Annotated in this window: 18 protein-coding genes; 8 read left to right on the forward strand and 10 right to left on the reverse strand. The window is 45.1% G+C overall.

Going from position 1 to position 20,527, the window contains the following annotated elements; translation table 11 throughout:
- Positions 1–19: 19 nt before the first annotated feature.
- Positions 20–2,296, reverse strand: a complete 2,277-nt coding sequence (gene pflB, locus A6E01_RS05080) for a formate C-acetyltransferase (RefSeq protein WP_065209722.1) — start codon at positions 2,294–2,296, stop codon at positions 20–22.
- A 355-nt stretch (positions 2,297–2,651) separates the two neighbouring features.
- On the reverse strand, positions 2,652–4,193 hold the full coding sequence (locus A6E01_RS05085; RefSeq protein WP_017030878.1) for a DUF3360 family protein: 1,542 nt from the start codon (positions 4,191–4,193) through the stop codon (positions 2,652–2,654).
- 611 nt (positions 4,194–4,804) lie between these two features.
- Between A6E01_RS05085 and A6E01_RS05090 the strand changes: the two genes are divergently transcribed.
- The 5 genes from A6E01_RS05090 to A6E01_RS21405 all read left to right on the forward strand — a co-directional run bounded on the left by A6E01_RS05090 (position 4,805) and on the right by A6E01_RS21405 (position 8,385).
- The gene (locus A6E01_RS05090) at positions 4,805–5,575 is read left to right on the forward strand and encodes an ABC transporter ATP-binding protein (RefSeq protein WP_017030367.1); all 771 of its coding nucleotides are present in this window, start codon (positions 4,805–4,807) and stop codon (positions 5,573–5,575) included.
- Positions 5,576–5,641: 66 nt separating this feature from the next.
- On the forward strand, positions 5,642–6,418 hold the full coding sequence (locus A6E01_RS05095) for an ABC transporter substrate-binding protein (protein ID WP_017030366.1): 777 nt from the start codon (positions 5,642–5,644) through the stop codon (positions 6,416–6,418).
- A 170-nt stretch (positions 6,419–6,588) separates the two neighbouring features.
- On the forward strand, positions 6,589–7,329 hold the full coding sequence (locus A6E01_RS05100) for an ABC transporter permease (protein WP_017030876.1): 741 nt from the start codon (positions 6,589–6,591) through the stop codon (positions 7,327–7,329).
- A gap of 3 nt (positions 7,330–7,332) precedes the next feature.
- A complete protein-coding gene (locus A6E01_RS05105) occupies positions 7,333–8,016 on the forward strand; it encodes an ABC transporter permease (protein WP_017030364.1) in 684 nt (227 codons plus the stop codon).
- A gap of 216 nt (positions 8,017–8,232) precedes the next feature.
- Positions 8,233–8,385, forward strand: coding sequence for a hypothetical protein (locus tag A6E01_RS21405; protein WP_167714319.1), 153 nt, complete (start codon positions 8,233–8,235; stop codon positions 8,383–8,385).
- Between the two features lie 49 nt (positions 8,386–8,434).
- On the opposite strand, the gene xthA is transcribed toward A6E01_RS21405, so the two are convergent.
- The 5 genes from xthA to dinG are packed head-to-tail and all read right to left on the reverse strand — an operon-like array spanning position 8,435 to position 12,856.
- Entirely contained in the window at positions 8,435–9,241 is an 807-nt protein-coding gene (xthA, locus tag A6E01_RS05110; protein WP_065209723.1) for an exodeoxyribonuclease III, read from the reverse strand.
- 26 nt (positions 9,242–9,267) lie between these two features.
- Complete coding sequence (gene rsmS / locus A6E01_RS05115) at positions 9,268–9,432, reverse strand: pleiotropic regulatory protein RsmS (protein WP_017030361.1); 165 nt, start codon at positions 9,430–9,432, stop codon at positions 9,268–9,270.
- Positions 9,432–9,980 carry a primosomal replication protein gene (locus A6E01_RS05120; RefSeq protein ID WP_017030360.1) on the reverse strand — a complete coding sequence of 183 codons (549 nt, stop codon included), beginning with the start codon at positions 9,978–9,980 and terminating at the stop codon, positions 9,432–9,434. The genes rsmS and A6E01_RS05120 overlap by 1 nt, the downstream gene beginning before the upstream one ends.
- 9 nt (positions 9,981–9,989) lie before the next feature.
- A complete protein-coding gene (locus tag A6E01_RS05125) occupies positions 9,990–10,769 on the reverse strand; it encodes a sulfite exporter TauE/SafE family protein (protein WP_026012825.1) in 780 nt (259 codons plus the stop codon).
- Positions 10,770–10,786: 17 nt separating this feature from the next.
- On the reverse strand, positions 10,787–12,856 hold the full coding sequence (gene dinG, locus A6E01_RS05130) for an ATP-dependent DNA helicase DinG (RefSeq protein ID WP_065209724.1): 2,070 nt from the start codon (positions 12,854–12,856) through the stop codon (positions 10,787–10,789).
- Between the two features lie 534 nt (positions 12,857–13,390).
- Here dinG and A6E01_RS05135 point away from each other — a divergent pair.
- Complete coding sequence (locus A6E01_RS05135) at positions 13,391–14,416, forward strand: porin (protein WP_065209725.1); 1,026 nt, start codon at positions 13,391–13,393, stop codon at positions 14,414–14,416.
- A gap of 320 nt (positions 14,417–14,736) precedes the next feature.
- Positions 14,737–16,185, forward strand: a complete 1,449-nt coding sequence (glgA, locus tag A6E01_RS05140) for a glycogen synthase GlgA (protein ID WP_017030355.1) — start codon at positions 14,737–14,739, stop codon at positions 16,183–16,185.
- Positions 16,186–16,810: 625 nt separating this feature from the next.
- On the opposite strand, the gene purB is transcribed toward glgA, so the two are convergent.
- From purB to mnmA, 3 genes are all read right to left on the reverse strand, one after another.
- Positions 16,811–18,181: an adenylosuccinate lyase gene (gene purB / locus A6E01_RS05145; protein WP_017030354.1), complete on the reverse strand. Its 1,371-nt coding sequence runs from the start codon at positions 18,179–18,181 to the stop codon at positions 16,811–16,813.
- A gap of 141 nt (positions 18,182–18,322) precedes the next feature.
- Positions 18,323–18,940 (reverse strand): high frequency lysogenization protein HflD, encoded by a 618-nt coding sequence (gene hflD, locus A6E01_RS05150; protein WP_017030353.1) that lies wholly within the window; start codon positions 18,938–18,940, stop codon positions 18,323–18,325.
- A 17-nt stretch (positions 18,941–18,957) separates the two neighbouring features.
- Positions 18,958–20,088, reverse strand: coding sequence for a tRNA 2-thiouridine(34) synthase MnmA (gene mnmA, locus A6E01_RS05155; RefSeq protein ID WP_065209726.1), 1,131 nt, complete (start codon positions 20,086–20,088; stop codon positions 18,958–18,960).
- Between the two features lie 165 nt (positions 20,089–20,253).
- Between mnmA and A6E01_RS05160 the strand changes: the two genes are divergently transcribed.
- Entirely contained in the window at positions 20,254–20,517 is a 264-nt protein-coding gene (locus A6E01_RS05160; protein ID WP_017030351.1) for a hypothetical protein, read from the forward strand.
- Positions 20,518–20,527 lie beyond the last annotated feature (10 nt).

Consider the following 20,527-nt stretch of genomic DNA (forward strand, 5'->3'; position numbering starts at 1 on the left):
CAGTCTAAAGTTTTAAAACTTATAGAGACTCAGTGAAAGTACGAGCGATAACGTCTTTCTGCTGTTCTGCAGTTAGAGAGTTGAAACGCACAGCGTAACCCGATACACGGATAGTTAGCTGAGGGTACTTCTCTGGGTTCTTAACAGCGTCTTCTAGAGTTTCGCGGTTTAGAACGTTAACGTTAAGGTGTTGACCACCTTCAATGTCAGACTCATGGTGGAAGTAACCATCCATTAGACCAGCAAGGTTAGCGCGTTGGCTGCTTTCTTCTTTACCTAGTGCGTTAGGTACGATAGAGAAAGTGTAAGAGATACCGTCTTGAGCATCAGCAAATGGTAGTTTACCTACTGAAGTTAGAGACGCTACCGCACCTTTTTCATCGCGACCGTGCATTGGGTTAGCACCAGGAGCGAAAGGAGCACCTGCTTGACGACCGTCTGGCGTGTTACCAGTCTTCTTGCCGTAAACCACGTTTGAAGTGATTGTTAGGATAGACTGAGTAGGACGAGCATTACGGTAAGTCTTAAGCTTACGGATCTTGTTCATGAATACAGAAACAATTTCACAAGCGATATCATCTACGCGAGCGTCGTTGTTACCGAATTTCGGATAGTCGCCTTCGATGTTGAAGTCGATAGCGATGCCATCTTCGTCACGAACTGGGCTTACTTTAGCGTACTTAATAGCAGCTAGTGAGTCAGCAGCAACAGATAGACCAGCAATACCACAAGCCATTGTACGAGCAACGTCACGGTCATGAAGAGCCATAAGAGCTGCTTCGTAGCTGTACTTGTCGTGTGAGTAGTGGATTGCGTTTAGTGCAGTCACGTATTGGGTAGCTAGCCAATCCATGAAGTGATCCATCTTGTCCCAAACGTCAGCGTAATCTAGCACTTCGTCAGTGATCTTAGGCATCTTAGGACCCACTTGGATCTTAAGTTTCTCATCCACACCACCGTTGATAACGTAAAGTAGTGTTTTAGCAAGGTTTGCACGAGCACCAAAGAACTGCATTTGCTTACCAACAATCATTGGAGATACACAACAAGCGATTGCGTAGTCGTCAGATTCTAGGTCAGGACGCATTAGGTCATCGTTTTCGTACTGGATAGAAGAAGTATCGATAGATACCTTCGCACAGAAACGCTTAAAGCCGTCAGGTAGTTGCTCAGACCAAAGAACAGTGATGTTCGGCTCTGGGCTTGGACCCATAGTGTATAGGCTGTTTAGGAAACGGAAGTTAGAACGAGTAACTAGCGTACGTCCGTCAAGACCCATACCACCCATTGATTCTGTTGCCCAGATTGGGTCACCAGAGAACAACTCATCGTATTCTGGAGTACGTAGGAAACGAACCATACGTAGCTTCATTACGAAGTGGTCAATCATTTCTTGAGCTTCTACTTCAGTGATTTTGCCAGCAGCAATGTCACGCTCGATGAAGATATCAAGGAAAGATGAAGTACGACCAAGAGACATAGCCGCGCCGTTTTGAGATTTAACCGCTGCTAGGTAACCGAAGTAAGTCCACTGGATAGCTTCTTGAGCAGTTTGAGCTGGCTCAGAGATATCACAGCCGTACTTAGCTGCCATTTCTTTCATTTGACCAAGTGCACGGTACTGCTCTTGCAGTTCTTCACGCAGTTGCATAGTCAATTGTAGGTCTTCACCGCCTTCCAGTTTCTCTTGAGTAGAGTGGAACTGTGCAGCTTTGTTCTTCATTAGGAAGTCGATTCCGTAAAGAGCAACGCGACGGTAATCACCGATGATACGACCACGGCCGTATGCATCTGGAAGACCAGTTAGAACACCAGACTTACGACATTTTAGGATGTCAGGAGTGTAAACATCGAAAACACCAGCATTGTGTGTTTTGCGGTATTCAGAGTAGATTTTGTTAACTTCTGGATCCAGTTCACGATCGTATGCCTTGCACGAACCCGCAACCATACGGATACCACCGTTAGGGATAAGAGCGCGCTTAAGTGGTGCTTCAGTTTGAAGACCAACGATAGTTTCAAGATCTTTGTTGATGTAACCAGCGTCGTGAGACGTGATGGTAGAGATAACAGAAGTATCGAAATCTACAGGAGCGTGGGTGCTGTTCTCTTGCTTGATGCCTTCCATAACTTTAGCCCAAAGCGCGTCAGTCGCTTCAGTACCTTCAGTTACTAGGAAAGACTCATCGCCTTCATATGGCGTGTAGTTCTTTTGAATGAAGTCACGAACGTTTACGTCGTTTTGCCAGTCACCTGCCGCAAAACCTTCCCAAGCTTTAGCAAATTGCTCTGCCATGATGTACCTACCTTATTAGTAGCAAAAACACGTGCCGTCCCACTACTCAAAATTGAGCAGCTAAGTGTCGCAAGCGACACAGCACACTTAAGATTAATAACAATATGGATAAGTTTAGTATCAACCTAATACTTATTCATATTGGTACGAACCAATCAACAAACAAGTCAATCTTCAAAAATAATTATAAGTTTTAAACTAAATTAATAAAAGCATTTTTTTGCAATCTTTGAACTCAGTTTCACTTAGTTGACATTACTCAAAAGTATTACAGATTTTTAGACGACTTTTGCCCAGTAATCAAACTCTAATTTGCAACAAAGGGTAGTGCGTTAGCACTACCCTTGAATATGCATTACAGGAACGCTTTCAAACCGTACTGTGATTCAAGCATACCTACAGCTAGCATTGCTACTAGACATACTACGAATACACCCACAGGGATAATGATTTTATCTGCGAACGATAGACGTGAAGAACGCTCTTTGTCACCGATGAGACCGTTGTTGTCCAAGAACATAGTCAGAGCCCATGCAAGAACTGGGTTAGTCACTACAGCCGCAAAGATACAGATACCTGCTGCTTGTGAGTCTTTAGTTTCTCTAACCATCTGCATACCCGCTTCTAGAAGCGGTAGGAATACACCTACAAGCAGTGCAATACGCATCACTGGAGGCCATACAGCAACATCCATTGGGAAACCAAGGATAGCAACGACAATACACATTGCGCCTAACAAGATTGCGCCGCCTGGAATAGGACGCTTAGCAATTGCAGCTGGGATCATGTACGTGCCCCAAGATGACGTGATGTTACCACCACCTACTGCAGTACCGACAATCTGACGAACCGAACACATGGTCATAGTGTCATCTACGTCCATCAATACTTTTTCAGTCTTTTTAGGGTAGTTCAATTCTTGGAAGATACGGTGACCTAGGAAGTCAGGTGACCACATTGCTACTGCAAGAATTGCAAACGGCAGAGATGCTACAAAGTGAGAAACATTTGGAAGACCCAGTTGCCAACCTTGTTCTGTGCTGCCCCACCAATAAACAGGGTTCAGGTTAGGAATACCCATTTGCGTTTCAAACGTAAGGTCAAAACCTGCGCCTAAACCAAGCGCGATAATTAGGCCTGCAATAGCACAAACAGGGATAGCCAACCAACGCATACCAATCTTAGCTAGGTAAGCATAGATAGCGATGTTAATACCCAGTACCACTAAACCAATGTAGCCAAGGCTACCTGCGGCAACGTCAGCAGACTGAAGACCTACAGCCCAAGATTGGATATCACCAATCTGACTCATGGTTCCGGTAAAGCCGAGGAAGATCAATAGACCGCCAGCGGTACCCTCTGAGGTGAGGTTAACGAGTTTCGAACCACCCTTAAAGAAGCTAAGCAATAAACCGAAGATACCAAGAAGAATAGCCAGCGCTAGAGGGTGAGCACCTGCAAGTGCAATAGAACCGATAAGAGGAATCATTGGACCGTGGTTACCGGCCAAGTTCGCTCTAGGGTTAAAGAAGCCAGAAGCAAGGATACAGAATAGCAGCGCTGGGATAAGCATCTCTACACGAGCGACTTCGATAGCGAACTCTTTGCCTAGGTTAACGTGATCCCATGCTTGAGTTAGGCCATCAGCCCAAGACATCATTACTGCAGAGTACATTGCGATAATGCCGATAGTACCTGCTAGAGCTGGAACTAAATCTTCTAGTTCAAAGCGGAAATCACGACCAGGAAGGTTCAAACGGAAGCGGCGAGGCTTCATGATTTGTAGTTCGTGATCTAGGTAATCAGAACGGCTTGCGAATTCAGAGGCTGGTTTATGCAGTTCTGAATAGCTTTTTTCTTCAGCTTCAGACTGCTTGTTGTTGACAGCGTCGGACATAAAATCCTCGTTAACTTATAGGTAGAAATAAATCTGGGTTAATTTGACACGTTCGCGTGAATCATTTGCGACGGCATAATTTCTCATACTTATTGAAATGTAGCACGTCGTTTTCGAAATAATCTTAGGCGAAAATTTGAAAAATACTCGTCAAATTTGAATTTGTTGGCCGGAGTGTAACAAGGTCGCAACTTAGAACAATTGATCTTGATCAGTTAAAGAAAATTACTGAAATAAAAGTACATAAAGGGATCTGGGAACATAACCACGCTAAAAGTGTGGTAATTACACTTACATTCACAAAGTCCTATTTACCTTTGGTTACATTATCAGCACTCTTGCGCAAAATATGCTCAAAGCCACAAAGTTGTTGCTAATGTGTAAAAATGTGTGGTCTTTTTATCAGTTTCATTTACATTTATAGCCCTATAACGTGCTGTTGTTAGCGCGTTTATTCGCCAATTATAACGTTGTATGTATATATAGGCGGTAAATATGACTAAATATCCTATAAATTCGCTGTTGTTGAACCATTGCTAATCGTTTGCGCAAATGGTACCTTTCTTTCATCAACATAGCCTGACACTAGGATTACAGGGAGAAACAAGCGCATGACGGATGTACCCGCGCTAAGAATTAATAATCTGCATAAAACCTTTGGACAGAACGAAGTACTGAAAGGCATCTCACTTGATGCACATAAAGGCGACGTCATCTCTATCATTGGTAGCTCAGGCTCAGGTAAAAGTACTTTTCTTCGCTGTATTAACCTTTTAGAGACACCTACAGCTGGTGAAATCTGGGTAAACGGCGAACTGATTGAGATGAAAAATAATCGTCTCGGTGAACCTTTCCCATCAAACGCTAAACAAGTACAACGAATTCGTTCTCGACTCGCTATGGTATTCCAAGGCTTTAACCTTTGGTCACATATGACTGTATTAGAGAACGTGATCGAAGCGCCTGTACATGTTCTTGGTGTACCAAAAGCACAAGCTATCGAAAATGCGAAACAGATCCTGCAAAAAGTGGGACTGTACGAGCGCAAAGATTACTACCCAGGTCACCTTTCTGGTGGTCAGCAACAGCGTGCAGCAATAGCGCGTGCGTTGGCGGTAGACCCTGAAGTAATGCTATTTGACGAACCTACCTCTGCTCTGGATCCAGAGTTAGTAGGCGAAGTGCTTGGCGTTATGCGTGACCTTGCCGAAGAAGGCCGCACTATGTTGGTTGTGACACACGAAATGGCATTTGCTCGTGATGTGTCTAACCACGTTATGTTCTTGCATCAAGGTTTAGTTGAAGAGCAGGGCGACCCTGCCAAGCTATTCACTAGCCCTGAATCAGAACGCCTACAACAGTTTATTTCATCAATTTACTAAACGAAGTGCTCATAAAGCGCTCACTTAAACACAACAAAAAAACACTTAAATCACAGGAGTATGGATATGAAAAAGTGGTTATTGGCTGCGACACTAGCAGCAACAGCACTTTCTGGCGTTGCACAAGCGAAAGAATGGAAACAAGTTCGCTTTGGCATTGAGGGTGCTTACCCTCCATTTAGTAAAACTGAAGCCGATGGCTCACTAAGCGGCTTTGACGTAGATATGGCTAACGCGCTGTGTGAGGAGATGCAGGTTAAGTGTGTACTGGTTGCTCAAGATTGGGACGGTATCATTCCTTCTCTACTAGCACGTAAGTACGATGCGATTATCGCTGCAATGTCTATTACTGAAGAGCGTAAGAAGCGTATCGACTTTACCGGTAAATACGCGCAAATTCCTAACAAGTTTATTGCTAAGAAAGGCGCTGACCTTGAGTTCACTAAAGCGGGTCTAGACGGCGTTAAGATCGGTGTTCAACGTGCAACTACTCACGACAAGTACCTATCTGATAACTACGACGGTCAAGTCGAGATCGTTCGTTACGGTTCTTTTGATGAAGCGTATCTTGACCTTGCAAACGGCCGTATCGCGGCAGTACTGGGTGATGCATCAGCACTAGAAGAAGGTGTTCTTAACTCTGCTGAAGGCGACCAATACGAATTCGTTGGTCCTTCTCTAACGGATCCTCAGTGGTTCGGCGAAGGCATGGGCATCGCGACTCGCAAGCAAGATAAAGAGCTAACTGCAAAACTAGACGCTGCAATCCTTGCTCTACGTGAGAAGGGTGTATACGACGAGATTGCTGCTAAATACTTCAACTATGACGTATACGGCGAGTAAGCCTCTTAGGTAACAGCTATAGCCCGGTAATAGATCGCTATTCCCGGGCTATTTTTCACAGCCTCATCAGATGTTGTTTGATGAACGCTTCAGCGGTTTGTACTGTTGTAAACAGGCAACTGTCATCAACTAGGACGCCAACATAGCCGTAATAGTGTTGGAAGATAATTATGTTAGATTTACAGGGATATGAAGCCTCGATTCTCAGTGGAGCTTGGCTGACGTTACAGGTAGCTGTGCTATCACTGCTTTTGGCAGTAATACTCGGCATGGTGGGTGCTTTAGCTAAGCTATCTCCTTATCGTGTGGCCCGTGGTATTGCGACCCTTTACACCACCATTATTCGTGGTATCCCAGACTTAGTGCTGATGATGCTGATTTTCTTCGGTGGCCAGATCCTGCTTAATAATAGCTTGTATGGCATCAACGAATGGCTTAATGAGTACTTCACATCAAGCGATCCCAATCATGAGTGGGTAGCTTATGTTCCAGATTATATTGATGTTAGCCCTTATGTGGCGGGCATCCTTACAATAGGCTTTATCTTTGGAGCCTATATGGCGGAAACCTTCCGCGGAGCGATAATGGCGGTCGACGCTGGCGAACTAGAGGCGGGTAAAGCCTACGGTATGAGCCCAGTACTTGCCTTTAGACGCATTCTTTTACCGCAGATGATTCGACATGCACTGCCTGGCTTTGGTAACAACTGGTTGGTATTGCTAAAAACCACCGCGCTCGTTTCCATAATTGGCTTGGAAGATATGGTTCGCGTGAGTGCTATGGCGGCGGGTACGACCAAGGCACCGTTTACCTTCTACATGGCGGTATCGTTGATTTTCTTATTGTTTACTGCGGTATCCACGGGCTTGTTAAAGCTTGTTGAACGCAAATTTAGTATCCAAGCGAGGTAGGACATGGATTTCTCAATTATCCTCGACAGCTTCGACATCTATTTAGAAGGCCTATACACCACGGTATGGCTGGTAGGCTTGGCGCTGATCATCGGTTTGTGTATTGCCATTCCTTTAGCCATTGCGCGCAACAGTAAAAACTGGTTGTTCGTAGGGCCGACTTGGGCATTTATCTATTTCTTCCGCGGCACGCCTTTATTGGTGCAGTTGTATCTGATTTATTACGGTATGGATCAGTTCTACCCAGTAAAAGATACCATGTGGGAGAATGCGTGGTTCTGTGCGTTAGTCGCATTTATCCTTAATACCTCAGCGTACACCTCTGAAATCATACGTGGCGCTATTAATGGTTTACCTAAAGGTGAAGTGGAAGCGGCTAAGGCTTATGGTATGAGTCCATTTGCCACCTATCGTAGAATCATTTTGCCAAGTGCACTTCGCCGTGCTTTGCCTGCTTACAGTAATGAAGTGATCTTCATGCTGCATGGCTCGGCCGTTGCAGGTATTGTCACCATACTTGATTTGACCGGTGCAGCGCGTTTGGTGAACTCTCGATACTACGCGCCGTTTGAGTCTTTCCTAACGGCAGGCCTGTTCTATATGAGTTTGACCTTCATTATCTTGTTCGTATTCAAACATGCAGAGAAGAAATTCTTAGCGTATCTAAGACCATTAGAATCGAAATAGAAACACGATAAATCTAAAGCCGACTTGATGAAGATCCAGTCGGCTTTTTTGTGCTTATTATTCATGGTTTATGCATTGAGGGTTTATGCGTTACTGAACGATAAAATTTAATCATCTAGACGACAAATAATCGGATTAGTCCAGATCCTAACAATCTGTTTCAATACCGCCCAAGCAAAGAGTCAGTTCTATTTTATCTGCAAATTGGGTATATAAATGTTTGAAATCGAAGACGTAGTGGTAGCAACCAAGGGTATTGATCTTGGCCAAATGGTAGTCACAGGTTTAAGCGCGGGTGGGTATTATGTCCATGTAACCGTAGACAGTATGACATTGACATACCCAGCGCGTGACCTAAGCAAAGCATAAAATAAAAAAGGTAGCCCAATGGCTACCTTTTTACGTTTCAAGTGGGCAACTATTTAAAGGTTGCCCAGATCGGAGCGTGATCAGAAGGCTTCTCGATGCCACGCAGTTCGTAATCAACCTCTGATTCGATACATTTCTCTGCAAGAGAAGGCGTTGCCAATACCACATCAATACGTAAGCCTCGATTATCAGGGAAGCCCTTAGAGCGATAATCAAACCACGAAAAACGGTCATTCACTTCAGGCTGCAGCTTGCGGAACGTATCTTCAAAGCCCCAATCCATCAATGTCTTTAGCCACTCACGCTCTTCAGGTTGGAAAGAGCACTTACCCGTCTTAAGCCAGCGCTTACGATTTGGCTCGCCAATGCCTATATCCGCATCGATAGGGCTGATATTGATATCTCCCATAACAATTAACTGCTCTTCGCTGTTGTGATGATCAATTAGGTAGGTCATGAGATCTTTGTAGAACTGGCGCTTATAGGGATACTTAGTTTCATGGGAGATATTATCGCCCTGGGGAAAGTAGCCATTAAGGATGGTCACCGGCAGGCCTTGTGCGTCTTCTACTGTCACCATGATCATGCGCTTTTGATGATCTTCATTGTCAGTAGGGAAGCCTTTTTGTACTGAGATCGGCTCTTTCTTACAAAGCATTGCCACACCATAATGGGCCTTTTGACCATGGTGATACACCTTATATCCCATTGCCTCGACGTCTTCGATAGGGAAGGCTTCGTCATGTACCTTGATTTCCTGCAGTCCGATAACGTCTGGCTGGTGCTTATCTATGATGGCTTGCAGTTGGTGAAGTCGGGCACGAAGGCCGTTGATATTGAAACTAATTACTTTCATTATTCAATTCCGTTGATTGAGCAGAGCTAGTCTTGTTGTTGTTTTTTACTGATCAGATCGCTCTTAACGATCTCAAGGGCAGAGAGAGCGGTATCGATATCTACCTCATTGGATTCAAACAGGTAGATAAGGTCGACAGCCAGTTTAATGTCATCTGGTGCATTATCTAATGGCGATTTAGGTTCACTCATTATTGATGTTGCTCCCTAAAGGTTATCTGTTTTTCTATCTTGATAATGGCGTCTTTGCAACGTTGCAGGCGCTGCTCTGCGGTGATCAAGGCTTTTTGAGCTTGGCCTTGATTAAAACCCACCGCGGTGTCTAATGCGCGCTGTCTATCTATCACCATCTCCATGAGCTGGCGCTCCCACTCTTTGTGTTTAGCAAGGTCTTGATAGATGGCGTTGATAGGCTTGCGGTAATAGCTCTTGTGCTTAGGCTCATCTTTACGAAAGTAAGCGGTGGAGAGCTCGCGCGTTATGGCGCTTATTTGTGCTAGCAATCGTTCGGATAAATACTCGGCACGCTCAGTTGTGAGTAGCCCGTGCTGTTTTTCACGGCTTATTGCTTCATAGGTGTTAGTGGCTTCTTTTACGCAAGGCAGCAACACCTTGGCACGGCAGTTAAATAAACTGCTATCAAACAAGGGCAGGTGATGTTCGCCACGCTGCTTGTCCAGCTGTTCTGCGCTGTACGCCATTTGCGATAGTTTTTCTTTTAGTTGTGCGAATTGACTCATCAAGATCCCTTACAGAGTGACGAACCAAGCGTCATAAGCAAGCTTAGCAGCTAGGATAGTCACCACAGTGACAAATACAGGGCGGATAAACTTAGCGCCAAATCGAATGGCCGAGTGTGCTCCAAAATACGCACCAAGCATTAGACAGAAGCCCATCGTCAGACCTAATAGCCAATCGATATGTCCCAATATGGCAAAGGTAATCAATGAGGTGAAATTACTGGTGAAGTTCATTGCTTTCGCAAGGCCAGATGCTAGCAATATATTCAGGCGATAGAGTGCCATGCTACTGACGGTCCAAAACGCGCCGGTTCCAGGTCCTGCCACGCCATCATAAAAACCCAGACTAAAGCCCTGCGTCACTTGCGTGATGTTGTGCTTTCTACCCGGCTCAGGCATTAGGTTTTTATTCGCATCGGGGGTTTTATGGATGATGGTATAAAGAGCTGCCGCCAAAATAACGAGAGGGAGCACCTTTTCTAACCACTCGGTAGAAATAGAATCTACAAACAAGGTGCCACACGTTGCGCCAATGAGAGTGGCAATGAAGGTAGGCAGCCATAATCTAGGCTTAAACAGCTTTTTCTTGTAATAGGTAAAGGCCGCTGTTGAAGAGGCAAACGAGGCAGCTAACTTATTGGTACCCAAAGCGATATGTGGAGGTAAGCCAATAGAAAGCAAAGCTGGGACAGTAAGCATCCCACCGCCGCCAGCGACCGCATCAATAAAGCCTGCTATAAAGGCAACAATGGCCAATATGAGCAGCATACTTGGTTCTATGTATTCCATTGAGTAATGAATCAGTCCTAATCGATGCGACGTTTAAAGGGTGGTAAAGAGTCTAGTAATGCCTTGCCGTAACGTTTGGTTACGATACGGCGGTCGAAGATAATAACTCTACCAGAATCTTGCTCCTTGCGCAGTAATCTCCCTACAGATTGGATCAGCTTTTTACTGGCCTCCGGCACCGCAATTTGCATGAACGGATTGCCGCCACGGCTTTCTATATACTCGGCGTGGGCTTCTTCTACAGGCGAAGTGGGAACCGCAAATGGGATCTTGGTAATGACCAGGTTCTCTAATAGCTCTCCAGGTAAATCAAGACCCTCAGAAAAGCTGCCGGTACCAAACAAGATGCTGGTTTTTCCTTTTTTTACTGCGGCTTTATGATTTTTTATGATTTCAATTCGAGAACTGTCGCCTTGAACCTGCAACTGCCAACCCTTTTTGGTGAGTTCTTTTTGCATTGCATCCGCAACTTGGTTCATTTGCCAGTAAGAGGCAAATAACACGAGATTGGCCTTATCAGGCACTAACCAATTAATCAGCTCTTCACTGAGGTATTCGGTAAACTGTGGCGCTTGAGGCTCATACTTTGCTTTAGGCACAATCAATTCGGCATTGTTCTGATAGTCGAAGGGCGAGGCGAGGGCTAAAAACTGCGTTCCTTCCTCTTTATCGTAGCTAACACCACTTTGCTGGCAGAAAAACTGGAACGAATTGAGTGCTCTTAGTGTGGCTGAGGTTAATACCGCGCCAACACACTTGCTCCAAAGCTTCTGATCAAGAGACCAGCCCACCTCCAAAGGTGAAACACTGACGATGAAATCCAGCTCTCGCTCGGGGTTAGTTTCGATCCAGCGAGCCAGTGGAGCGCCTTTGTCACGTGACGGCTCAGCCATTAACTGCCAAACCTTGGCGAGGTTTTCTAGACGTTGCAAAAAGAAGCCTGCTTCGGCAAGCGCTGGCTCGGCTAAGCGAGGGGATACCTCACCGTCTTTAACGCGTTCACTAATAAGGTCGGTGATCTTAGCCAGAGCTTGTGCGGCCTTATTACAGACGGTTTTTAGCTCTTTACTTTGCTCTACTAGCCAATGGGGCAGTTCACCATGCTCAAATCTCAATCGATTTTCTTTAAAACCGGCCGGGTCTAGCTGACGCGCAACGTTGTTTAGGCTGGGAATGATCTCACCGATAGAGTTTTGCAGCTCAGTAAGAAAGCGATCGACTCTTTTGGCATCACCGAGAGAAGATATCTTGCTGCTGCTTTTGTTTAGGGTTTCTAGCCATGCCGCCGCGCCTTTTAAGCTAGCGGAAGCGGAGGAGTGATCTCTGGCAACCTTAGGGAGATGGTGCGCCTCGTCGAATACATAGATGGTATTTTCCGGCTCGGAAAGAATTACGCCGCCACCCAAGTCTAAGTCGGCCATAACCAAACTATGGTTGGCAATAACCACATCGGCTTTATCGAGCTCAGAGCGTGCTTTCTGAAAAGGGCAATCCCTATGTGCTGGGAGTCCGTTATTGCAGCTGTGCTTATCACTGACAATGCTTTGCCAAACCGCATCTTTTATCGGCTTGGGCCAAGAGTCTCTATCACCATCCCATTTGTTCTCAGACAGCGCCTTGTACATTCTCTCCAACAAATCGATATCTGATTTGTTTGGCTTGGTTTCGAACATGGCTAATTGCGTCTCATCCGCGCCGGATGCCGCCGCGAGCTTCTCAGCGCAGCAATAGCGTTGTCTGCCTTTGGCCAATATAAAAGAGAACTCGAAATCCACTAGGCGACGATAAAGGGGAAGGTCTTTATTAATCAGCTGTTCTTGCAGAGCAACGGTAGCGGTAGAGATCACCACCTTGCGGCTACTAAACTTTGCCACTGGAATAGCGGCCATCAAATAGGCTAATGACTTACCAATGCCAGTTCCGGCTTCAGCCACTATGAGGCGATTCGACTTGTGATAATCACCACATAAGGTCTTGGTTATCTCTGCTACAAGGTAATTTTGCGCGCGACGAGGGATAAAGTTATCCAGCTGATCATGCAGGTTTTTATAGCTGTGGCGAATCGCTTCTTGGATTTTTCTATTCATTTCTTTTCAAACAGTTAGATGCTTTGGCCATGATAACACACCTCTAAAGCACAAAGAGTTCCCCTCAAAATGTTATTTATCGAATATTTTTCGTGATCAATATCTCATAAATGTCATTAGGCTACCTAAGCTACTGAAACTTCTATATGAATCCATTGTCGCGCCATCTTGGTAGATAATTTTATAAGTGCTTTTAGATTTTGTTATGTCAATAAATTAAACCCTGAATGTAAAAGCAAAAGCAGTGGTTAATTCTGTAGAATTATTATTTTGCAAAATTGTTAAGTGGTGGTGAATTGGCTGTAAAAACTGTGAGCTATGTATTTGCACTGCTTTAAATAGTTGTTTTTTAAGGTTTTTTATATTTTCATTTGTAATTTTTAGGGTGTTTGACACTGCTTTAGAAAAATTGCAATGTATCACCAACTTCAGGAGAACGTAGATGTAGAAGCATTTTCGCCTGATGATTATAAAAATAAAATTATTTCAAGAGCCGCATAGGGTTCGAGTTAAAAGAAAAGGACGTAAATTAACATGAAAAAGACACTATTAGCGCTAGCAGTAGCATCTGTAGCTGCAACTTCTGTAAACGCAGCAGAAATCTACAAGTCAGACGACGGTTCAGTAGACTTTTACGGTCAACTACGTCAAGAACTTAAATTTCTAGACGGTAACGACCACGACGCAACATTGAGCTCTGGTTCTTCTCGTACAGGTGTTAAGGGTCAATACGCAATCACAGATAGCGTAGATGTAGTAGGCCTTGTTGAGCTAGGCATTCGCGACAACACTGACGTTAACGTACGTCAGCACTATGTTGGTTTCGCTGGTGACTTCGGTACAATCAAATTTGGTAAGCAGTGGACTACTTCGGATGACGTGTACGGCGCTGATTACTCTTACTTCTTCGGTGGTTCAGCACTACGTTACTCAACTCTTAACGGTGCTCAACACGAATCTCAAATCAAATACAACATCGACTTCGATAGCTTCTGGGTTAAAGCAGGTTGGGGTCTAAACGATTCTGATTCTGAAAACGATCTATACGAACTATTCGTTGGTGGTAATGTTGGTGACCTAGCTCTACACGCAGGTGCTGGTTATACTGGTGAGACAGCAGGTACTGCTACTAACGGTTTTGAGCTAGAAAACACTTACGCTGAATTTACTGCAGAGTACGGTCTTGGTGATCACCTAATTGGTTTCACTTACTACTGGGCTGAACTAGCAAATCAAAATGGTTCAGAGAAAATTGACGAAAGTGGTATCTCTCTAGCTGGTATCTTCCAAATGATGGAAAAAACTGCACTTTACGCTGGTTACGAATACACAATGCAAGATGCAAGTGGCTTCGTTGGTGACAATGGTGATGAAGACGGCACGCTTATCTACGTTGGTGTAGAGCACAAGTTTAACTCTTGGGCACGTGTATACGGTGAATACGGCTACGGTGACGGTACTACTCTAGGTTACAACAACCAAGGTTCTGATTCTCAAGTAGCTCCAACAATGGCAGACGGCGAAAGCAACTTCGCAGTTGGTGCACGTTTCTACTGGTAATCACTAGTAAAACATAAGTACTTCAATGCCCAGCCTCAGTGCTGGGCATTTTTATTTTCAAAGCCACTAAATTTCCATATAAAAGCATTTTTATCTTTTTTTATCTCCGCGTTAACTCCCATTAAGACAATGGCTTGCGATTCGATGCACTGCTCGAGAACATTAAACCCAATGCCTATATTGAGCTTGCTGACCAATGCCGCGAAGCACTAGCGCAATCGTTTGTTTTTTATGTTAAAATCGCCTAGAAATGACGCGAGTCAAATCTATCAAAAACAGAAGCTGTCAACAGCTCTAATGAAAAACAGGATTTCCCCAAAATGTCACAATTAAAAGTTTGGTTTACAGTTTCCGAAGCTGAAGGACTAGTAAAAAGCGGAGGCTTGGCTGACGTTGGTAAGGCGCTGCCTAAAGCACTACAAAACCTTGGCACTAACATTGCGATTGCAATCCCTGGCTATACAAAGTTACCTAACTTTGAACAGAGCCCAGTTGTGCTTTCTACTACGCTAGAGCACTTTCCACATACTCCGTATCAAGTTCGGAAGTTAGAGCTTGATGGCGTACCAGTATACGCATTTGAGTGTGCACAGTATTTCGACCGTCCAGAGCTTTATGCTGAGCGTAACCAAGCGTATGCGGACAACGGTGAGCGTTTCGCGTTCTTTGCTGCAGCAAGCCTAGACGCACTGCCGAAGCTTAACTTCAAGCCTGACGTGGTTCACGCGAATGATTGGCACACTGGCTTAGTGCCTTTCTTATTGAAGACACGCTTTGCGAACAACGATTTCTATAAAGGCATCAAGAGCGCACTGACTATTCACAACGCATTGTTTAAGGGCATTTACCCATACAATGAAGTGAGCATCATCCCAGAACTAAAGCAAGTTGAAGCAAGCACGGTGAACTACGGTCACGATTGTATCAGCATGCTACGTGCAGGTATCCAATACGCTGACAAGCTAAATGCCGTGAGCCCGAACTACGCAGAAGAACTGAAGACCCCACTAGGTTCTCATGGTTTAGTGAATGACTTCGTCTCTCGCTCTGCCGATTTTTCTGGCATCGTTAATGGCTGTGATTACAGCGAATGGGATCCAGCAACAGATAAGTACCTAGTGAAGAAGTTCAAGCCAACTAAGGCGAGCTTTAAAGCCGGTAAATCTGCCAACAAAACAGCGCTTCAACAGGAGTTCAATCTTCCTGTGGCTAAGCTACCTATGTTCGGCATGGTGTGTCGTTTGACTCATCAAAAAGGTTTCCACTACATTCTTCCTATCCTAGATCGCTTCTTGAAGAACGATGTACAACTAGTGATCATCGGTACTGGCGATCCTGATATTGCCGCGCAGCTGCGTGAAGTATCAGAGCAGTACGGCGACAAGTTTGCTTTTGTAGAAGCATATGACAACCGTCTAGCTCACCTTGTGGAAGCAGGCTCAGATTTCTTCCTAATGCCTTCAGAATTTGAAGCATGTGGCTTGAACCAGCTTTACTCTATGGCTTACGGCACACTGCCAATCGTTCGCGATGTAGGTGGCCTGAAGGATACCGTGAATGATTACGATACCGAGCCAAGCGTTGGTACCGGCTTCTCATTCCACGACCCAATCCCAGACGAGCTATTGGTTTGTATGCAACGCGCACTGATCCTATACCTTCAACAACCAACAGAGTTCGCTGAAGTGCAACTACGCGCCATGAAGCAAGACTTCGGCTGGGACGTAGCGGCAGAGAAATACCTAGAGATGTTTAGAAGCTCTTTGTAGGTTAAGTAAGCGGTCCAAAGTTGAATTAGACAAATACGTCATCCTAGAATTTACGAAGTAAATATCTAGGAACTTGGGGAGTACGAAAACCCGATTTGGGCACTCTCTAAGGTCCTGAATCGAGTTCAGGATGACATTTGTTTGCTTCCACTGTGTGCATGCTAAGAACTTGTTGGGTTGGCATTTGATGATCAATCGTGCGTATATATTTAATATAACGCACTCGTCATCCTAGAAAGTTCGGAGAACTTATCTAGGATCTTGGTGAGTGCAATAGCCAGCTATAGGCACTCTCTAAGGTCCTGAATCGAGTTCAGGATGACATTTGCCTGCTTTCACTCAGTGCATGCTAAGAGCCTGTGGGTTGGCATTTGATTATCAATTGTGCATATATATTTAATATAACGCACTCGTCATCCTAGAAAGTTCGAAGAACTTATCTAGGATCTTGGGGAGTGCAATAGCCAGCTATAGGCACTCTCTAAGGTCCTGAATCGAGTTCAGGATGACATTTGTTTGCTTCCACTGTGTGCATGATAAAGCCCACAAAAAAAGCCTGAATCTTTCGATTCAGGCTTTTTACTATCTTCTAGTAGCTAGTAGCTAGTAGCTAGTAGCTAATAACTTAAAGCTTATCCGTCAACTCAATTGCTTGACCAATATAGTTCGCTGGAGTCATTTCTTTCAGGCGAGCTTTCTCGTCTTCTGGAAGCTCTAGGCCGTCGATGAAGTTACGCATTGCTTCGCCGTCAACGCGTTTACCGCGTGTTAGCTCTTTTAGCTTCTCGTATGGCTTCTCGATGCCGTAGCGACGCATTACTGTTTGTACTGGCTCTGCCAATACTTCCCAGTTCTTATCTAGTTCAGCAAGTAGCGCTTCACGGTTTACTTCTAGCTTGCTAATACCTTTCAGAGTCGAAGTATAAGCAATGATTGCGTAGCCTACGCCAACACCTAGGTTACGAAGAACCGTAGAGTCAGTTAGGTCGCGCTGCCAGCGAGAGATAGGCAGTTTTTGTGCTAGGTGGCCGAATACAGCGTTAGCAAGACCTAGGTTACCTTCCGAGTTTTCAAAGTCGATTGGGTTAACCTTGTGCGGCATGGTTGAAGAACCAATTTCGCCAGCGATGGTCTTTTGCTTGAAGTGACCCAGTGCGATGTAACCCCAGATATCACGGTCGAAATCGATCAAGATAGTGTTGAAACGAGCAACTGCATCAAATAGTTCAGCGATGTAATCGTGTGGTTCGATTTGAGTTGTGTATGGGTTCCAAGTTACGCCAAGAGACTCAGTGATGAACTCTTCTGCGAATTGGTGCCAGTTTACTTCAGGGTAAGCGGATAGGTGAGCGTTGTAGTTACCTACTGCGCCGTTCACTTTACCTAGAATCTCAACAGCTTCGATCTGCTTGTATTGACGCTCCATACGGTACGCCACGTTAGCCATTTCTTTACCCATAGTCGATGGGGAAGCTGGCTGACCGTGTGTGCGAGATAGCAGTGGAATGTCACGGTATTCAACAGCAAGTGCTTTTAGAGCATCAATGATGTTCTTGATCTCAGGAAGAATCACAGTCTCACGCGCTTCTTTAAGCATTAGTGCATGAGAGGTGTTGTTGATGTCTTCTGAAGTACATGCAAAGTGGATGAACTCGTTAACCGCGTGAAGCTCTGGTACGCCAGCAACTTTTTCTTTTAGGAAGTACTCAACCGCTTTTACGTCGTGGTTAGTCGTGCGCTCAATGTCCTTGATGCGTTGTGCGTCTTCTTCGCTGAAGTTAGCCGCTACGTTATCAAGAAATTGGTTTGCTTCAGCGCTAAACGCTGGTACTTCTGCGATTGCATCTGTTGCTGCAAGCTTTTGTAGCCAGCGGATTTCAACGATAGTACGGTATTTTAGGAGGCCATACTCACTAAAGATGCTACGTAGTGCAGAGGTTTTGCTACCGTAACGGCCGTCTACTGGTGAAACAGCAGTCAATGCTGACAGTTCCATGTTGTTCTCCCGAGTTGAGTTTCTTAAATTTTGTGAGGTTTATACCAGTAACAAGGGCAATTGTCACTAGTGTTGCGCAAACGATTGCGTTAATTTTCTGTGCGCAAAAAAATTAGCTCGCGACAATGCGCGAGCCAATGTTTAAATTCGAGCTAAAAGTATCTCAGCCTGCTCAATCATTTTCTTGCGGCCAAAGATTAGGTGGCGACGCTTGCCACCCACCTGACGCCACAGTACGGCACTACGAATGCCAGACAGGAGTAGGGCACGTACCTTGCTTTGTACCGAGGTTTGCTGAAGCATTGCTGGGTTGCCAGTGACTTGAATACGCGGGCCTATAGGGCTGACCACATCAAGATAGACACTCGCGAGGTTGTTGATCATTTGTTCTTCAAACAGATCAAAGTGCTCAGTTTGGCGCTCAATTTGTTGAATGCGATCGCCCAGTTGCGCCATAGAGTCACGGCGCTGGCTTAGCTTGCGCTCCAGTGCCATCAAGCTTATCACGTAGCGAGTCAACTCATTGCCTGTCGCCGAGCTATCAATGCCACGTGCTAGACACTCAAGACCCACCTTTAGATCGCGCTCATTGCCAAAGACGCTGACCGTGTCCGCAGGGTTGGTATTGATAATTGCAGCAACTGAGGTTTCAAACGCGGCAGAATTACAATGTCCGTCTTTTGCCACTTGTTGAACTAAAGCGACAGCCTGGCAAATGCCAGCAAAAGCGATGGTACGGTCATAATTGGTATTTGCCACGTAAGAACTCCTTTGTCTTAAGCTTTGATTCGTTTTTCGATAATTCCGCCACCCAAGCATACATCGTCTTTATAGAAGACCGCAGATTGACCAGGGGTAACGGCTACTTGTGGTTCGTCGAAGATCACTTTGATGTTCTCGTCGTCCACAGGAATAATGGTACATGGAATATCGGTTTGGCGATATCTCGTTTTCACAGTGCAAGTCATTGGCTCACGAATAGGGTTGCGTTCGACCCAATGTAACTGAGAGGCAATTAGGCCTTCAGACTTAAGCAATGGATGATCCGCACCTTGAACCGCAATCAATACGTTGCGCTTCAGGTCTTTCTCAGCAACGTACCATGGGTCTTCGTTACCACCGCCGCCTTTTTGGCCACCAATGTGTAGACCTTTGCGTTGACCTAGGGTGTGGTACATCAAACCCATGTGTTCGCCAATCTCTTGACCTTCAGGGGTTTCAATTTTACCCGGCTGTGCTGGCAAATAGCGAGAAAGAAAATCTGTAAACTTGCGCTCACCGATAAAACAGATGCCAGTTGAGTCTTTTTTCTTCGCTGTGATCAGACCTTGCTCTTCAGCAATGCGGCGAACTTCTGGTTTCTCGATGTCGCCCACAGGGAATAAGCTACGGCCAACTTGTTCATGGCTTAACGTGTACAAGAAGTAGCTTTGATCTTTGTTGCCATCTAGGCCGCGAAGCATGCGTGGCTTTTCGCCTGCCGCAATTTCTTCTGCGCTAGGGAAGGTACGACGCACGTAGTGACCCATTGCAATGTAATCAGCGTCCAGAACTTCGTCAGCAAATTCCAAGAAGGCTTTGAATTTGATTTCTTTGTTACAAAGGATATCTGGGTTTGGCGTACGACCTGCTTTGTACTCCTGAAGGAAGTACTCAAACACGTTGTCCCAATATTCTGCAGCAAAGTTTATCGTGTGCAAATGAATGCCCAGCTTGTCGCAGACCGCTTGCGCATCGGCAAGGTCTTCTGCTGCTGTACAATACTCTTCGTTGTCGTCTTCTTCCCAGTTCTTCATAAACAGGCCTTCAACTTGATAGCCTTGCTGTTGAAGCAGGTACGCAGAGACAGAGGAATCAACCCCACCGGACATGCCGACGATGACTTTCTTTTGGCTGTTGTCAGACATTCAAAATTACCACTAGATAAACACGGTCGCAGATTCTAACAGAAACAAACCCAGTGTGACAGATCCGCGATGTGAATCACACTTTCAAATTGACTGAAAAGTGTAAACATTTTCTGTCATACTATGTGCCAACATTTCGTTGCTCCCACAATAGGGCCAAAGACCATGCAAGACCAACAAGAAGTTCAAGACCAACTAATTGAAATCGTTGAAAATCAGATCGAATCTGGCAATCCAAAGAAAGTAAAAGAAACGCTGATGCGCCTAATGATGACAGGCAATAGCCGCGACGATGCTATCGCCATGATTGGTTGCGCGGTAGCAATCGAAGTGTTTGATGTAGTGAACAACGGCGCAGAGTTCAACGAAAAGCGTTATGCAGAGCATTTAGACCGTCTTCCAGATTTAGGGTTTATGGAAGGGGAGTGAGGCAGCCTCA

The sequence above is a fragment of the Vibrio breoganii genome, assembly GCF_001677275.1.
Lineage (GTDB): Bacteria > Pseudomonadota > Gammaproteobacteria > Enterobacterales > Vibrionaceae > Vibrio > Vibrio breoganii.

Bases quoted from the DNA above. Each gene is read 5' to 3' on its own strand.
- mnmA (WP_065209726.1), bottom strand. From the start codon at position 20,088: ATGTCTGACAACAGCCAAAAGAAAGTCATCGTCGGCATGTCCGGTGGG.
- rsmS (WP_017030361.1), bottom strand. From the start codon at position 9,432: ATGAGTGAACCTAAATCGCCATTAGATAATGCACCAGATGACATTAAA.
- dinG (WP_065209724.1), bottom strand. From the start codon at position 12,856: ATGAATAGAAAAATCCAAGAAGCGATTCGCCACAGCTATAAAAACCTG.
- A6E01_RS05125 (WP_026012825.1), bottom strand. From the start codon at position 10,769: ATGGAATACATAGAACCAAGTATGCTGCTCATATTGGCCATTGTTGCC.
- pflB (WP_065209722.1), bottom strand. From the start codon at position 2,296: ATGGCAGAGCAATTTGCTAAAGCTTGGGAAGGTTTTGCGGCAGGTGAC.
- A6E01_RS05100 (WP_017030876.1), top strand. From the start codon at position 6,589: ATGTTAGATTTACAGGGATATGAAGCCTCGATTCTCAGTGGAGCTTGG.
- A6E01_RS05120 (WP_017030360.1), bottom strand. From the start codon at position 9,980: ATGAGTCAATTCGCACAACTAAAAGAAAAACTATCGCAAATGGCGTAC.
- A6E01_RS05160 (WP_017030351.1), top strand. From the start codon at position 20,254: ATGCAAGACCAACAAGAAGTTCAAGACCAACTAATTGAAATCGTTGAA.
- A6E01_RS21405 (WP_167714319.1), top strand. From the start codon at position 8,233: ATGTTTGAAATCGAAGACGTAGTGGTAGCAACCAAGGGTATTGATCTT.
- purB (WP_017030354.1), bottom strand. From the start codon at position 18,181: ATGGAACTGTCAGCATTGACTGCTGTTTCACCAGTAGACGGCCGTTAC.
- A6E01_RS05135 (WP_065209725.1), top strand. From the start codon at position 13,391: ATGAAAAAGACACTATTAGCGCTAGCAGTAGCATCTGTAGCTGCAACT.
- A6E01_RS05105 (WP_017030364.1), top strand. From the start codon at position 7,333: ATGGATTTCTCAATTATCCTCGACAGCTTCGACATCTATTTAGAAGGC.
- A6E01_RS05090 (WP_017030367.1), top strand. From the start codon at position 4,805: ATGACGGATGTACCCGCGCTAAGAATTAATAATCTGCATAAAACCTTT.
- xthA (WP_065209723.1), bottom strand. From the start codon at position 9,241: ATGAAAGTAATTAGTTTCAATATCAACGGCCTTCGTGCCCGACTTCAC.
- A6E01_RS05095 (WP_017030366.1), top strand. From the start codon at position 5,642: ATGAAAAAGTGGTTATTGGCTGCGACACTAGCAGCAACAGCACTTTCT.
- A6E01_RS05085 (WP_017030878.1), bottom strand. From the start codon at position 4,193: ATGTCCGACGCTGTCAACAACAAGCAGTCTGAAGCTGAAGAAAAAAGC.
- glgA (WP_017030355.1), top strand. From the start codon at position 14,737: ATGTCACAATTAAAAGTTTGGTTTACAGTTTCCGAAGCTGAAGGACTA.